The organism is Streptomyces canus, assembly GCF_001514145.1.
Taxonomy (GTDB): Bacteria; Actinomycetota; Actinomycetes; order Streptomycetales; family Streptomycetaceae; genus Streptomyces; species Streptomyces canus.
On the sequence record NZ_KQ948659.1, the window covers coordinates 6,835 to 20,608 of the forward strand.

A 13,774-nucleotide genomic window follows, 5' to 3' on the forward strand; every position below is an offset into this window, starting at 1 on the left:
CTCGGCCGAGTTCGGCGGGGCCTGGTACGGCTCGTTGGTACCGCTGGGAGCGCACCGCGGGGTTCCGGCCGGGGCACAGCTGGCGTCTGGCCCGCTGATCAGGTTCGCTTCGAGTGGCCGTCGAGTGCCCCGGACGACAGTGGCCGTATGGCAGCTTTCACCGGTGCACCGAGACTCGAAGAGATCGCCGAAGGGGTCCACGCCTTCCTGCAGCCCGACGGCGGCTGGTGCCTCAACAACGCGGGGCTGGTGGTCGACGGCGGCACCGCGCTGCTGATCGACACCGCCGCCACCGAGGCCCGGGCCACGCGGCTGCGCGAGCTGGTCGCCGGCACCGCGCCGCTGCCGCGGCTGCTCGTCAACACCCACTCGCACGGCGACCACACCTTCGGCAACCACCTCTTCCCACAAGCGGTGGTGGTGGCCGCCGAGCGGACCCGGCAGGAGGCGATCCGCACCGGACTGCACCTGACCGGCCTGTGGCCCGACGTGGACTGGGGCGCGGTCGAACCGGCCGCGCCCCAGGTCACCTTCGCCGAGGAACTCACGCTCCACGTCGGCGAACAGGAGGTGCGGCTGCGTGCCTTCGGCCCGGCGCACAGTTCCTGCGACACGGTGGTGTGGCTGCCGGAGCGCCAGGTGCTGTTCGCCGGCGACCTGGTGATGAACGCGGTCACCCCGTTCGTCCTGACCGGCTCGGTCAGCGGTCTGCGCGACGCGGTGGCCCGGCTGCGGGCGCTCGACGCGGTCACCGTGGTGCCCGGGCACGGCCCGGTCGGCGGCCCGGAGCTCCTCGAGACCACCGAGCGCTACCTCGCCTGGCTGCTGGACGTGGCCAAAGCCGGCCTCGCCGAGGGACTGGACCCGCTGGAGGCGGCCCGGGCGGCCGACCTCGGCGAGTTCGCCGACTTCCTGGACACCGAACGGCTGGTGCCCAACCTGTACCGCGCCTACGGCGAACTGCGCGGCGGACGCCCGGAGGACTTCGCCGGCATCGACGAGATGGTCCGCGGCATGGCGGAGCTGCACGGCGGCTTCCCCGCCTGCCACGCCTGACGACACGTTTCCCAACCCCACGGGGAGAGGACGGACAAGTGAGCACGAAGCACGAGAGCGGCCCGGTCACCCTGATCGCGGTGCTCGAAGCGCCGGTGGAGAACACAGAGGAGTTCATCGCGGGTTGGCGCACCCACCTGGAGCCGCTGCGCACCGCGCCCGGCTTCCGCGGCGCCCGCCTGCACCGGGCCCTGCGCGCCGAGCACCGCTTCCAGCTGGTCGCGGTCGCCGACTGGGCGAGCACCGCCGACCTGGCCGCGGCGGCGGCCGGCGAGCGGGGCGGCCCGGGCGCGGAGACGTACGCCAAGACCGTCCACCGGGGCGTCTACCGGGTGATCGGCGAAGCCGCGTCCGGGCAGCGGGCGGACGGCGCGGGCGTGACCATGGTCAACGCCTTCGAGCTGCCGGACGAGCGGGTCGAGGAGTTCCTGGACGCCTGGCGGCCCCGGGCCGAGCGGGCGAGCGCGTCACCGGGCTTCGTCGACTTCCGGATGCACCAGGCGCTCGGCGAGGCCTCGCTGCCCCTGGTGAACGTCGCCCACTACGCCAGCGTCGAGGCGTGGAAGGCGCTGCAGGCCGACCCCGAGTTCCAGGCCCGCAAGGCCGTCAACCCGCCGTACGCCACGGCCAATCCGGGCCTGTTCGACGTGGTCGCCGAGGTGACCGCCGAGGTGGTGTGAACCGGCATCCGGCCGCTTCCACGCGGGCTTGAGCGGGGCGCGAGAGCGCCCGCACAGACTTCTTGACGACTTGTTACCAGCAGGAGGAGCGATGGTGGATCAGGCTACGACCGATGTGGTGATACTCGGCGGCGGGCTCGCGGGTCTCACGCTCGCGGTCCAGCTCAAGAACGCCCGGCCGGAGACGGACGTGGTGATCCTCGACAAGCGGCAGGGCCTGGCGCCGGAGGCGGCGTTCAAGGTCGGTGAGTCGACGGTGCCGGCGGGCGCGCACTACTTCGCACAGACCGTCGGGATGAAGGAGCACCTGGAGAAGTTCCACCTGAAGAAGAACGGCCTGCGGTTCTTCCAGCCCGCGGGCGGCAACCACGACCTCACCCGGCGCATCGAGCTCGGCCCGCGGGAGTTCCCCGCACACGACAACTACCAGATCGACCGCGGCCGGTTCGAGAACGAGCTGACCCGGATGGCGCTGGACGCCGGCGCCGACCTGCGCCAGGGCGCCGCGATCACCGACATCGAGCTGCGCGAGGGCGACCAGGACCACACGGTGTCCTACACGCAGGGCGGCGAGCAGCGTACGATCACCGCCCGCTGGCTGGTCGACGCGGCCGGCCGCGCCCACTTCGTCAAGCGGAAGCTGGGCCTCGCCCGCGAGGTGTCGCACACCATCAACGCCTCCTGGTTCCGCCTGACCGGCGGCATCGACCTGGAGGAGTGGGGCAAGGACGACCCGCGGTGGATGGCGCGGATGAACCGCCCCGGCATCCGCAAGTTCTCCACCAACCACCTGATGGGCGAGGGCTACTGGGTGTGGCTGATCCCGCTGGGCTCGGACCACATCTCGGTCGGTGTCTGCGCGGACCCGCGGGTCCACCCGTACGAGGGGATCCAGACCTTCGAGAAGGTCCAGGAGTGGCTGCGCGCCAACGAGCCGCAACTGGCCGAGGTGGTCGACGGCCGCACCGGCGACGTCGCGGACTTCATCAGCCTGAAGGACTTCGCCTTCGGCACCGAGCGGGTGTACTCGCCGGACCGCTGGATGCTGGTCGGCGAGGCCGGCGCCTTCGCGGACGCCTTCTACTCTCCCGGCTCGGACATGATCGGCTACGGCAACAGCGTCACCACCGACCTGGTCACCCGGGACTTCGCGGGCGAGGACATCACCGAACGGCTGGAGTTCTACAACGAACTCCACCTGCGCACCTTCGAGTTCGTGCTCTCCAAGGTCGAGGACCACTACCCGGCCTTCGGCAACCCCGCCGTGATGGTGCCGAAGCTGTGCTGGGACGCCATGCTCAACCACGTCGGCGTGGTGCTGACCTTCGTCAAGGACCGTTTCCTGGACTACGGGTTCATGCGGCGCGTGCGCGGCGACCTCGAGAAGCTGTTCACGCTCAACGACCGTGTCCAGCAGGTCTTCCGCGACTGGAACGAGCTGGAGAAGGTTGTCACCGACGGCCCCGCGGCCGCCTATGTGCCGGCCAAGGCGATCAAGGACAGCCATGCCACCCTGGTCGTCGACTACACCGACGACGAACTGGCCGCCGAGCTCGCCCGGGACGTCCGGGTCGCCGAGGCGCTGGCGGTCGCCGTCCTGCACCGGGCGGCCCGCAAGCTCGACGCCACCCTGGACCCGGAGGTGCCGGTCAACCCCTACGCGATCAGCCTGCGTCCCGACGACTGGCAGAGCGACGGTCTGTACACCGGGGAGGTGCTGCTGACCCTGGCGCAGGCGGAGGAGATCTCCGAGGGCAGCCAGGGCCTGTTCGTCGACCCGCTGCTCGACGGTGCGGCATGAGCGAGCACCGCGCGGCGAGTGTGCTGCAGCCGGAACCGGCCCTGGTGGACCCACAGGCGCTGCGCAGCGTCTGCGCCAACTGGGCCACCGGCGTCACCGTGATCACCACCGGCGGCACCGGGCGGACCGTGGGACTGACGGTGAACTCCTTCACCTCGGTCTCGCTCGACCCGGCCCTGATCCTGGTCTGCATCCACAAGGACTCGGGCGAACTGCCGGTGTTCCGGCGGACCGGCGCCTTCGCGGTCAACATCCTGGCCGCCGACCAGGAGGAGCTGTGCCGGTCCTTCGCCAGCCGGCACACCCGGCACAGCGTCGAGGCCGACACCCGGCCGGGGATCACCGGCGTGCCGGTGCTCTCCGACGCGCTGGCCTATCTGGAGTGCCGGATCGACCGCGAGGTGGACGGCGGCGACCACGTGATCGTCATCGGCGAGGTGATCGACCTGGCCGTGCAGCGCGAGGAGGGGCCGTTGACCTTCTTCCGCAACACCTTCCACCGGCTGCCGGCCGCCTCCTGAGCACCGAGTAGTGAGGAGAAGACAGATGCCCACCGCCGGGTCGCCCGCTACCGGGTCGTCCATCACCGGGTTGTCCACCGCCGCGGCCGCCGTCGCACCCGCCGCCGGCCGGCGCGCCGAGGCCGCTGAACGGGCCCGCGACGTCGACCCCGCCGTACTGAAGGAGATCGTCCGGGCGGGCTTCGCCCGGCACTTCGCCCCCGCGGCCGTCGGAGGCACCGCCGGTTCCTTCACCGAACTGGTGGAGGCGGTCGAGGTGATCGCAGGGGAGTGCCCCGCCAGTTCCTGGTGCGCCTCGCTGATCGCCTCGATCGCCCGGATGGCGGGGGCCTTCCTGCCCGAGCAGGGCCAGGCCGAGATCTGGGCGGCCGGCCCGGACGCCGTGCTGGTGGGGTCCGTGACGCCGTTCGGCACGGCCAGGCCGGCCCCCGGCGGCTGGCTGGTCCGCGGCCGCTGGCCGTACATCAGCGGCGTCGCCCACTCGGACTGGGCGCTGATGTGCGGCCTGGTGGAGACCGGGACGGGCAGCGAGGCGCGGCTGTTCGCCCTGCCGCGCTCCGCGTACCGCGTCGAGGACACCTGGCACAGCGTCGGTATGGCCGCCACCGGCAGCAACACCCTGGTCCTCGACGAGGTGTTCGTGCCCGAGCACCTCTCCTTCGACCGGGCCGACCTGTTCGCCGGGCGCACCAGCGAGGCCTGGGGCGGGGTGGCGGCGGCCTGCCACCGGGCCCCACTCCAGGCGGTCAACGGTCTGATGTTCGCCGCACCGGCGGTCGGCGCCGCGCTCGGCATGGTCCGCACCTTCTCGGCGTACTTCGCCGAGAAGGTCGGCAACGCCCCGCACCTGCCCGGCACCACCGGGGTACAGGGCGTACGGGGCTCCGCCGAGCAGGCGCTGGCCCGTTCGGCCGGCGAGGTGGACGCGGCCCGGCTGCTGCTGGGGCGGGCCGCCCGGCTCGCCGACGAGGGCGCCGTCGCCGGCCCGCTGGAAGCCACCCGGAATCTGCGGGACTGCGCCCTCGCCGTCGACCTGTCGGTGACCGCGGTGGACCGGCTGTTCCGCCAGTCCGGCACCCGGGGACAGGCGCTCTCCGGTCCGATGCAGCGGCTGTGGCGGGACGTCACCGCCATCTCCACCCATGTGGCGCTGCAGTTCGAGCCGGCCGCCCGGGGCTGGGTCGACCAGGTGCTCAAGGCCTGACCCCCGCTCATGCGTGACGCCCGGGTGCCGGGACCTCCATCGAGGTCCCGGCACCCGGGCGTCACGCATGGCAGAGGGGCCGATCAGTAGTTGCCGAGGCCGCCGCAGACGTTCAACGCCTGCGCGGTGACCGCCGCGGCGCCCGGGGAGACCAGATAGGAGACCATCGCGGCCACCTCGCTCGGCTCCACATAGCGGCCGAGCGGCACCCGAGTGGTGATCCGGCTGTGCGCCTCCTGCTCGTCCACACCCCAGATCCCGGCGTAGTGCTCGCGCACCCGCTCGGCCATCGGGGTCTCCACGAAGCCCGGGCAGACCGCGTTGACGGTGATGCCGGTCCTGGCCAGCTCCAGGCCCAGCGACTTGGAGAAGCCGACCACGCCGTGCTTGGAGGCGGTGTACGGCGCGGCGTGCACCACGCCCTGCTTGCCGCCGGTGGAGGCGATGTTGACGATGCGTCCGGTGCCGCGCTCCAGCATGCCGCCGCCGGTCAGCGCCGCCTTGGTGACCAGGAAGACGCTGTTCAGGTTGGTGTCGATGACGTCGTACCACAGCTCGTCGGGCACCTCGGCGGTGGCGCCGCCGCCCGGCCGGCCGGCGTTGTTGACCAGCACGTCGAGCCGCCCGTAACGCTCGACGACGGCGGCGACCAGCGCCCGCACCTGCTCGGGCGAGGTGACGTCGCAGGTGCTGCCGTCGGCGTCGAGGCCTTCGGCGCGCAGCTCGGCGAGGGTGTCCTCGAGGGTCTTGGCGGTGCGGGCGCACAGGTAGACGGCGTAGCCCTGGCGGGCCAGGGTGCGGGCGATCTCGTGGCCGATGCCGCTGGTGGCACCGGTGACCAGCGCGACTCGGCGCTCGGTGGCGGTGGAAGTCGATGTGTCCATGGCCCCCACCGTCGCCGTCCCGCCTCGCGCCCCGGTCGAGCCGCGCTCCAGGCCGGCGGTGAGGGCGTTGAGCCGGTCTCGACCGTGGCTCTTGGGCGTGATTGAAGACTGAGCGCATTCAACGGTCGCGTGAAGGAGTTCGAGGAGATGGAGTCGACCGGCGTCAGCGCCGAGTTGTACGCAGAGGTTCTTCAGTACTACGCGCGCCAAATGCAGGCGCTGGACGCGGGCAAGGTGGAGGAGTACGCCGACACGTTCACGGACGACGCCGTCTTCGGCCACACGCCCGGCCGGGAGCCGGCGCGCACCCGGGCCGGCATCCTGTCCGACCTCTACGAGGTGCGCGAGAGGCTCGCCGCGGACCCGCAGCAGCGGCGCCACATGTTCACGATGGTCGACGTCGAGCAGCTGGCGGACGGCCGGCTCCGCAGCACCTGCTACGCGCTGGTGCTGACCACCCGCCCCGGCGACGGTCCGCAGATGGTCCGCAGCTGTGTGGTGCGCGACGCCCTGGTCCGCGAGGACGGGCGGCTGCGCAACCAGGAGCGGCTCGTCGACCACGACGGTTTCTGAGAGAGGGGGTTGGGATGAGCCGACGAGTGGTCATCACCGGCATCGGCGTACGCGCCCCGGGTGGCCGGGGCACCAAGGAGTTCTGGGATCTGCTCACCGCGGGCCGTACCGCGACCCGGCGGATCAGCTTCTTCGACCCGTCGCCGTACCGGTCGCAGATCGCCGGCGAGGCGGACTTCGACCCGGTGTGGGAGGGGCTGAGCCAGCGGGAGATCCGCCGCATGGACCGGGCCACCCAGTTCGCCGTGGTCTGCGCCCAGGAGGCCGTGCAGGACAGCGGCCTGGACTTCGCGGGCATCGACCCGGCGCGGATCGGCGTCACCCTGGGCAGCGCGGTGGCCGCCGCGACCAGCCTGGAGCGCGAGTACCTGGTGCTGTCCGACTCCGGCCGCAACTGGCTGGTGGACAGCGAGGAGTGGCTGTCGCCGCACATGTTCGACTACCTGGCGCCGAGCGTGATGCCGGCCGAGGTGGCGTGGAAGGTCGGCGCGGAGGGGCCGGTGTCGCTGGTCTCCAACGGCTGCACCTCCGGCCTGGACGCGGTCGGGCACGCCCTGCAGCTGATCCAGGAGGGGTCGGCCGACGTCATCGTGGCCGGCGCCACCGACACCCCGATCACCCCGATCGTGGTGGCCTGCTTCGACGCGATCAAGGCGACCACCGCCCGCAACGACGAGCCGGAGACCGCCTCCCGCCCGTTCGACCGTTCCCGCACCGGCTTCGTGCTCGCCGAGGGGGCCGCGGTGTTCGTACTGGAGACGCTGGAGTCGGCACGGCGCCGCGGCGCTCCGATCTACGCCGAGGTCACCGGCTACGGCACCCGCTGCAACGCCTACCACATGACCGGCCTCAAGCCGGACGGCCGGGAGATGGCCGAGGCGATCCGGGTCGCCATGAACCAGGCCCGCATCGACCCGACCGCCGTGGACTACATCAACGCCCACGGCTCCGGCACCAAGCAGAACGACCGGCACGAGACCGCCGCGGTCAAGCGCGCCCTCGGCGACCACGCGTACCGCACGCCGGTCAGCTCGATCAAGTCGATGGTGGGCCACTCGCTGGGCGCCATCGGCTCGGTGGAGATCGCCGCCTGCGCGCTCGCCATCAAGAACGGCGTGGTGCCGCCCACCGCCAACCTGCACGAGGCCGACCCCGAGTGCGACCTCGACTACGTACCGCTGACCGCGCGGGAACGGGACGTGCGGACCGTGCTGACGGTCGGCAGCGGTTTCGGCGGCTTCCAGACCGCGATGGTGTTGCAGCGTCCGACCGGGGAGAGGGAATGACCAGGACCGTAGTCACCGGGATCGGCGCGCTCGCCGCCAACGGCCTCGGCACCCAGGAGTACTGGGCCGCCACCCGGGAGGGCCGGCACGGGCTCGGCGAACTCACCCGGTTCGACGTGCGGACGTACCCGGCCACACTGGCCGGTGAGATCCGAGGCTTCGACGCCGCCGACCACCTGCCGGACCGGCTGCTCCCGCAGACCGACGTCTCCACCCGGTACGCGCTGGTCGCGGCCGGCTGGGCACTGGAGGACGCCAAGGTCGACCCGGCCAGCCTGGTCGACTACGACATGGGCGTGGTCACCGCCAACGCGCTCGGCGGCTTCGAGTTCACCCACCGCGAGTTCCACAAACTGTGGACCGAAGGCCCGCAGACGGTCAGCGTCTACGAATCCTTCGCCTGGTTCTACGCGGTGAACGCCGGTCAGATCTCCATCCGGCACGGCATGCGCGGCCCCTCCAGCGCCCTGGTCACCGAGCAGGCCGGCGGCCTGGACGCCGTCGGCCATGCCCGGCGCACCGTGCGCCGCGGCACCCCGCTGGTCGTGGCGGGCGGCGTGGACTCCGCGCTCGACCCCTGGGGCTGGGCCTCGCAGATCGCGGGCGGCCGGCTGTCCACCGGCACCGACCCGGACCGCGCCTACCTGCCCTTCGACCGGGACGCCGGCGGCTACGTCCCCGGCGAGGGCGGCGCGCTGCTGGTACTGGAGGACGCCGAGGCGGCGCTGCGTCGCGGCGCCCCGGACATCCTCGGCGAGATCGCCGGCTACGCCAGCGGCTTCGACCCCGCGCCGGGCTCAGGCCGGCCCCCGGCGCTGCGCCGCACCATCGAGGCGGCACTCGCCGACGCCGGGGTGACGGCCGGCCAGGTCGACGTGGTCTTCGCCGACGCGGTCGGTCTGCCCGAGCTCGACCGGGCGGAGGCGGCCGCGCTGCGCGAGGTGTTCGGCACGGGCGCGGTGCCGGTGACCGCACCGAAGGCCGCGTCCGGCCGCACCTATGCGGGCGGCGGCGCGCTGGACGTCGCCACCGCGCTGCTGTCGATCCGCGACGGCGTGATCCCGCCGACCGCCGGCACCCACGAGGTGCCCGCCGAGTACGGCATCGACCTGGTCCGCGACCGGGCCCGCGACGCGGACGTACGCACCGCACTCGTGGTCGCCCGCGGTCTGTGGGGCTTCAACTCGGCCGTCGTCGTCCGCGCCTGGGACGCCGACACCGCCAACGACCTTTCCTGAGGAGACAGTTGTGAACATCACCGTGGACGAGATCCGCCGTATCATCATCGCCAGCGCGGGCGCCCCCGAGGCCGGGGTCGTCGAGGCCGACTTCGCCGACACCTCCTTCGACGACCTCGGCTACGAGTCGCTGGCCCTGATGGAGACCGCCTCCGCGATCGAGCGCGAGTTCGGCGTGTCGGTGCCGGACGATCTGCTCTTCGAGGCCCGTACGCCGCGTGATCTGGCCGAGCTGGTCCGCTCCGCCAAGGAAGCCGCCGCCGCATGAGCCCGCGCACCCGAGAGATGGAGCACAGCCGGGTGGTGCGCGCCCCCGCCGACCGGCTGTACGCGCTGGTCGCGGACGTGGGCCGCTGGCCGGTGCTGCTCGGGCCGTGCCTGTGGGCACGGCAGATCGAGCGGCACGGCGCCGACGAGCGGATCGAGCTGTGGGCGCAGACCAACGGCAAGGTGGCGACCTGGACCTCCCGCCGCACCCTGGACCCGTCCTCCCTGCGGATCTCCTTCCGGCAGGACCGCTCCACCGCGCCGGTCGCCTCGATGTCCGGTGACTGGTCCTTCCACCCGGCCGGCGACGGCCGGACCAGGATCGTGCTGACGCACGCCTTCACCGCCGTGGACGACGCACCCGAGGCGCTGGAGTGGATCGCCGAAGCGGTGGACCGTAACAGCGTCGAGGAGCTGGCCGCCCTCGGTGATTTCGCCGAACGCCCGCATCCGCTGGAGCAGTTGGCCTTCTCCTTCAGCGACCGGGTGGAGGAGCCCGGGGTGGACCCGGCCGATGTCTACGACTTCGTGCACCGATCGGACCTGTGGCCCGAGCGGCTGCCGCACGTCGGCCGGGTCGACCTCACCGAGGACCCGGCGGGAGTGCAGCGGATGGAGATGGACACCGTCACCTCCGACGGCCGTACCCACACCACCGCCTCGGTCCGGCTGTGCCTGCCGGGCGAGCGGATCGCCTACAAGCAGACCGTGCTGCCCGCCCTGTTGACCGGGCACAGCGGCCGCTGGGAGTTCGAGAAGTCGGACGGCGGCACGGCGATCGTCTCGCACCACACCGTGGCGGTCGACCCGGCCGCCGTGGAGCGGGTGCTCGGCGAAGGAACCACCTTCGAGCAGGCGTGCGCCCACGTCCGCGACACCCTGAGCGCCAACAGCCGCGCCACCATGGGGGCGGCCTGCGCGTACGCGGCATCGGTGGTGCGGCGCCCATGACACCGACGCCGAAGCTGGTCGGTCTCGCGCTGTCACCGAACGCCGAGGCCGACCGGGTGTGCATGGTCGCCGGCGACCGCTCGCTGACCCGGCGCCAGGTCCGAGCCGAGGTGGCCCGGACCCGGGCCGCCCTCCTCGAACGTGGCCTGACCCCGGGCAGGCGGGTGCTGGCGCTGCTCGACCACGGGCCGGAGGCGGTGTTCTTCCTCGCCGCGGCCAGTTCGCTGGGCCTGCACCTGCTGATGCCCTACGGGCTGCAGGCGGCGGCGCTGCCCGAGTGGCTGTCCATCGCGGACGCCGCCGAGCCCGACGTGGTCCTGCACTTCAAGCGCGACCGGACCGGCCTGGACGTGCTGCGCGAGCGCTGCGCCACCGTGGTGGAGCTGCCGTTCCCCACCGGCGAGGCACCCGAGGCGGAGGTGGAGGTGCTCCACCCAGAGCCGGTGGAGCACTTCCTGACGCTGTTCACCAGCGGCACCACCGGCAAGCCGAAGGCGATCAGCGTCAACGAGGCACACATCGTCGCCAGGATCGGCTGGGTCACCCGGACCATGGGCTACGGCCCGACCGCCCGGATCTTCATGACCGGCCTGATGAACAACACCACCGGGGTGATCAACTCCTTCGGCGCGCTGTTGCACGACGCCACCGTGGTCTTCCCGGAGACCCCGGACCCGGCGCAGTGGCCGGCCCAGGTGGCCCGCCACCGGGCCACCCACCTGGCGCTGCGCCCGGTGGCGCTCAAGCAGTTCGTGGCCGCCGCGGCCACCGGCGAGGACGACCTGTCCTGCCTGCGGGTGGTCTCCTACGGCGGGGCGGCCGTCCCCAGGGCGGTGCTCGAGCAGGGCCGCGCACTGCTGCGGTGCGACTGGATCCAGGGCTACGGCCTGACCGAGACCTACGGCCCGTTCTGCTTCCTGGCCGAGCAGGGCCACGCCGAAGCCCGCTACCTCAAGCACGTCTACTGCATCGGCCGGCCCGACGACTCCCTGACGGTGCGTCTGGAGCCGGTGGCCGGCCACCCGGACGGGGTCGGCGAGATCCGGGTCCGGGGCGACTCGGTGATGGAGGGCTACGTGGACGTCGCCACCGGGGTGATCCAGCCGGTCGGCGAGTGGCTGCGCACCGGCGACCTCGCCGAGTGGAGCCCCGACGGCGACCTGGTCCTCAAGGGCCGGCTCGCCGGGGTGCTGCTCAGCGAGAACGGCCACCGCATCTACCCCGAGGAGATAGAGGCGGTGCTCGCGGACACCCCGGGCGCGGACGAGGTGGTGCTGGTCGGCCTGCCGAACCCGAACGGCCCGCACGAGCTGCCGGTCGCCTGCCTGTGCGGCCCGATCGGTGAGCGCGGCGACGAGGAGTTGCGCGAGCTGGTCACCGCCGAACTGCGCCGCGCGCTGGCACCGGAGAAGTGGCCCGACCGGATCTGGGCCACTCCTGAGCCGTTCGCCCGCAGCGCCAACGGCAAGATCATGCGCGGTGAGGTGGCCGCGGCCGTCGACCCGGCCCGGGTCGTGCTGCTGAAGGGCGGCTCCGATGACTGAGACCCCGGAGCGCCTGCGGGTGCCCGAGCACATGTACCGCGCGCTCGGCTACCTCTTCCCGCGGCTGATGTTCCTCAACGCGCGCTACGCCCCGCAGGTGCACTGGGGCGACATCGCGGCGGCGCTGGACGGCTTCCCCACCGACGACCTGGACCTCGCCTCCGCCGGGTTCTGGAACCTCTGGCGCGAGCGCTGGACCGACCGGGCGGAGAGCTACACCGCCCTCGCCGAGGCGTCCGGCACGGTGGCCGGGCGCAGCCGCGCGCTGCGCGGTGCCGCGGCGGCCTACCACTGGGCGGAGTTCCAGTACTTCGACGACCGGACCGTCAAACAACGGCTGCGGCAGCGCATCAGGGACTGCTTCCTGGGCAGCCTGGCGGGCACCGACCTCCAGGTCACCGAAGGGTCGCTGCCCGGCACCGGCGCGGGCTACTGGGTGCTGCGCACCGAGGCGATGCGCGCATCGGGCGAGCCGCTGCCCGCGGTGGTGCTCTCCAACGGACTGGACTCCGCCACCGAGGTCGAGGTGATGGCGCTGGCCGAGGCCTACCTCGAGCGCGGGATCGCCGCGGTGCTCTTCGAGGGCCCGGGCCAGGGGCTGCGGCTGGGCCGCACCCCGGTACTGGCGGAGATGGAACCGGTGGTCGCCGAGCTGCTGGAGAAGCTGCGCACCGAGCCGGGGATCGCCGCCGACCGGCTGGCCTTCGCCGGCATCAGCTTCGGCGGCTACCTGGCACTGCGGGTGGCCCGAGAGCTCGGTGAGCACTTCCGATGTGTCGTCAACTTCGGCGGCGGACCGGCGATCGCCAAGTTCGACGGCCTGCCGCGCCGACTGAAGGACAACTTCCGGTTCGCCTTCGGCGCCGAGCCGGGCGCCGACCTGCAACCGCGCTTCGACGAGCTGGCGATCGAGCCGGGCCCGGCGCCGGCCACCGAGGTGCTGAGCATCTCCGGAGCTCTGGACGACATCTTCCCGATCGAGGGGCTGTACGACCTCGACCGCGCGTGGTCGGACCGGCACTCGCTCGAGGTGCACCCCAGGGAGGCGCACACCAGCCTCAACCTGATCAACTCCTACACCCTGCGCACCGCCGACCTGGTCACCGAGCGGCTGGCCGACCGCGCCTGACCGGGCCCGTTCACCAGGGGCCTGTCCGCCGGATCGGCGGACAGGCCCTCGGCGTTCGTCCGGGCACCCTCGTACGAAACCGTCCTCGTCAGCGGCTCTCGGCGAGGGTGGCCTCGGACGTGAGGAGCCCGGGGTGCAGGTCGCCGGCGAGTCCGGCGTGCGCGAAGACCCGCTTGAGCAGGGTGACGAAGGTCCGCGCCTCCTCCGGCTCCAGTCCGCCGAGCAGCCGGGTCTCGAAGCCGCTGATGAGCGACTCGGCCTCGGTGTGCATCTCGCGGCCGGCCGGAAGCACATGGACGGCATGGGCGCGGCGGTCGGTGGGGTGGCGGCGGCGCTCCACCAGGCCGCGCCGCTCCAGCTCGTCGACCAGGCCGACCATCACGTTCCGGTGCACGTTCAACGGTCCGGCGAGCTGGTGCTGACTGAGGCCGTCCTTCTCGATCAGCAGGTCGAGCAGGCCGAACTGGCGGGGGTGGATGCCCAGGGGCGCGAGCACCTCGACGAGCTGCTCCTGCACATGGGCGCTGAGGTGGGTCACCACGCAGGCGGGGTGGTCGAACAGCGATGGGGTACTCACGCCCGCCATGATACCTCCGAAGAATTATCACCTTGAGGGATAGTCACTGGAAGTGCATACTTG

Annotated in this window: 14 protein-coding genes; 12 read left to right on the forward strand and 2 right to left on the reverse strand. The window is 72.3% G+C overall.

All coding sequences use genetic code 11. The annotated features are described in order from the left end of the window. The first annotated feature begins 147 nt into the window (after positions 1 to 147). From AQJ46_RS13690 to AQJ46_RS13710, 5 genes are all read left to right on the forward strand, one after another. Positions 148 to 1,056 carry an MBL fold metallo-hydrolase gene (locus AQJ46_RS13690; protein ID WP_059205876.1) on the forward strand — a complete coding sequence of 303 codons (909 nt, stop codon included), beginning with the start codon at positions 148 to 150 and terminating at the stop codon, positions 1,054 to 1,056. 38 nt (positions 1,057 to 1,094) lie between these two features. Further along, complete coding sequence (locus AQJ46_RS55440; protein ID WP_059205877.1) at positions 1,095 to 1,736, forward strand: antibiotic biosynthesis monooxygenase; 642 nt, start codon at positions 1,095 to 1,097, stop codon at positions 1,734 to 1,736. Positions 1,737 to 1,827: 91 nt separating this feature from the next. Beyond that, positions 1,828 to 3,537, forward strand: a complete 1,710-nt coding sequence (locus AQJ46_RS13700) for an NAD(P)/FAD-dependent oxidoreductase (protein ID WP_059205878.1) — start codon at positions 1,828 to 1,830, stop codon at positions 3,535 to 3,537. Then, on the forward strand, positions 3,534 to 4,058 hold the full coding sequence (locus AQJ46_RS13705; protein ID WP_059205879.1) for a flavin reductase family protein: 525 nt from the start codon (positions 3,534 to 3,536) through the stop codon (positions 4,056 to 4,058). Before AQJ46_RS13700 ends, AQJ46_RS13705 begins: the two co-directional genes overlap by 4 nt. Positions 4,059 to 4,083: 25 nt before the next feature. Further along, entirely contained in the window at positions 4,084 to 5,262 is a 1,179-nt protein-coding gene (locus AQJ46_RS13710) for an acyl-CoA dehydrogenase family protein (RefSeq protein ID WP_059205880.1), read from the forward strand. 83 nt (positions 5,263 to 5,345) lie between these two features. On the opposite strand, the gene fabG is transcribed toward AQJ46_RS13710, so the two are convergent. Next, on the reverse strand, positions 5,346 to 6,146 hold the full coding sequence (gene fabG / locus AQJ46_RS13715) for a 3-oxoacyl-ACP reductase FabG (protein WP_059205881.1): 801 nt from the start codon (positions 6,144 to 6,146) through the stop codon (positions 5,346 to 5,348). Between the two features lie 129 nt (positions 6,147 to 6,275). Between fabG and AQJ46_RS13720 the strand changes: the two genes are divergently transcribed. The 7 genes from AQJ46_RS13720 to AQJ46_RS13750 are packed head-to-tail and all read left to right on the forward strand — an operon-like array spanning position 6,276 to position 13,134. Further along, a complete protein-coding gene (locus tag AQJ46_RS13720; protein WP_107117262.1) occupies positions 6,276 to 6,719 on the forward strand; it encodes a nuclear transport factor 2 family protein in 444 nt (147 codons plus the stop codon). A gap of 14 nt (positions 6,720 to 6,733) precedes the next feature. Then, positions 6,734 to 8,005 (forward strand): beta-ketoacyl-[acyl-carrier-protein] synthase family protein, encoded by a 1,272-nt coding sequence (locus tag AQJ46_RS13725; RefSeq protein ID WP_057613879.1) that lies wholly within the window; start codon positions 6,734 to 6,736, stop codon positions 8,003 to 8,005. Beyond that, on the forward strand, positions 8,002 to 9,243 hold the full coding sequence (locus AQJ46_RS13730) for a ketosynthase chain-length factor (protein WP_059205882.1): 1,242 nt from the start codon (positions 8,002 to 8,004) through the stop codon (positions 9,241 to 9,243). The genes AQJ46_RS13725 and AQJ46_RS13730 overlap by 4 nt, the downstream gene beginning before the upstream one ends. A 10-nt stretch (positions 9,244 to 9,253) precedes the next feature. Then, entirely contained in the window at positions 9,254 to 9,511 is a 258-nt protein-coding gene (locus AQJ46_RS13735) for an acyl carrier protein (protein ID WP_057613877.1), read from the forward strand. Continuing rightward, complete coding sequence (locus AQJ46_RS13740; RefSeq protein ID WP_059205883.1) at positions 9,508 to 10,461, forward strand: aromatase/cyclase; 954 nt, start codon at positions 9,508 to 9,510, stop codon at positions 10,459 to 10,461. The genes AQJ46_RS13735 and AQJ46_RS13740 overlap by 4 nt, the downstream gene beginning before the upstream one ends. Further along, positions 10,458 to 12,005 (forward strand): class I adenylate-forming enzyme family protein, encoded by a 1,548-nt coding sequence (locus tag AQJ46_RS13745; protein WP_059205884.1) that lies wholly within the window; start codon positions 10,458 to 10,460, stop codon positions 12,003 to 12,005. Before AQJ46_RS13740 ends, AQJ46_RS13745 begins: the two co-directional genes overlap by 4 nt. Beyond that, positions 11,998 to 13,134 carry an alpha/beta hydrolase family protein gene (locus AQJ46_RS13750; protein ID WP_059205885.1) on the forward strand — a complete coding sequence of 379 codons (1,137 nt, stop codon included), beginning with the start codon at positions 11,998 to 12,000 and terminating at the stop codon, positions 13,132 to 13,134. The genes AQJ46_RS13745 and AQJ46_RS13750 overlap by 8 nt, the downstream gene beginning before the upstream one ends. A gap of 88 nt (positions 13,135 to 13,222) precedes the next feature. On the opposite strand, the gene AQJ46_RS13755 is transcribed toward AQJ46_RS13750, so the two are convergent. Next, entirely contained in the window at positions 13,223 to 13,711 is a 489-nt protein-coding gene (locus tag AQJ46_RS13755) for a MarR family winged helix-turn-helix transcriptional regulator (RefSeq protein ID WP_225887326.1), read from the reverse strand. Positions 13,712 to 13,774 lie beyond the last annotated feature (63 nt).

Excerpts from the sequence above, each read along its gene's own strand:
- AQJ46_RS13690 (WP_059205876.1), top strand. The coding sequence starts at position 148 with ATGGCAGCTTTCACCGGTGCACCGAGACTCGAAGAGATCGCCGAAGGG.
- AQJ46_RS13700 (WP_059205878.1), top strand. The coding sequence starts at position 1,828 with ATGGTGGATCAGGCTACGACCGATGTGGTGATACTCGGCGGCGGGCTC.
- AQJ46_RS13705 (WP_059205879.1), top strand. The coding sequence starts at position 3,534 with ATGAGCGAGCACCGCGCGGCGAGTGTGCTGCAGCCGGAACCGGCCCTG.
- AQJ46_RS13710 (WP_059205880.1), top strand. The coding sequence starts at position 4,084 with ATGCCCACCGCCGGGTCGCCCGCTACCGGGTCGTCCATCACCGGGTTG.
- fabG (WP_059205881.1), bottom strand. The coding sequence starts at position 6,146 with ATGGACACATCGACTTCCACCGCCACCGAGCGCCGAGTCGCGCTGGTC.
- AQJ46_RS13725 (WP_057613879.1), top strand. The coding sequence starts at position 6,734 with ATGAGCCGACGAGTGGTCATCACCGGCATCGGCGTACGCGCCCCGGGT.
- AQJ46_RS13730 (WP_059205882.1), top strand. The coding sequence starts at position 8,002 with ATGACCAGGACCGTAGTCACCGGGATCGGCGCGCTCGCCGCCAACGGC.
- AQJ46_RS13740 (WP_059205883.1), top strand. The coding sequence starts at position 9,508 with ATGAGCCCGCGCACCCGAGAGATGGAGCACAGCCGGGTGGTGCGCGCC.
- AQJ46_RS13745 (WP_059205884.1), top strand. The coding sequence starts at position 10,458 with ATGACACCGACGCCGAAGCTGGTCGGTCTCGCGCTGTCACCGAACGCC.
- AQJ46_RS13750 (WP_059205885.1), top strand. The coding sequence starts at position 11,998 with ATGACTGAGACCCCGGAGCGCCTGCGGGTGCCCGAGCACATGTACCGC.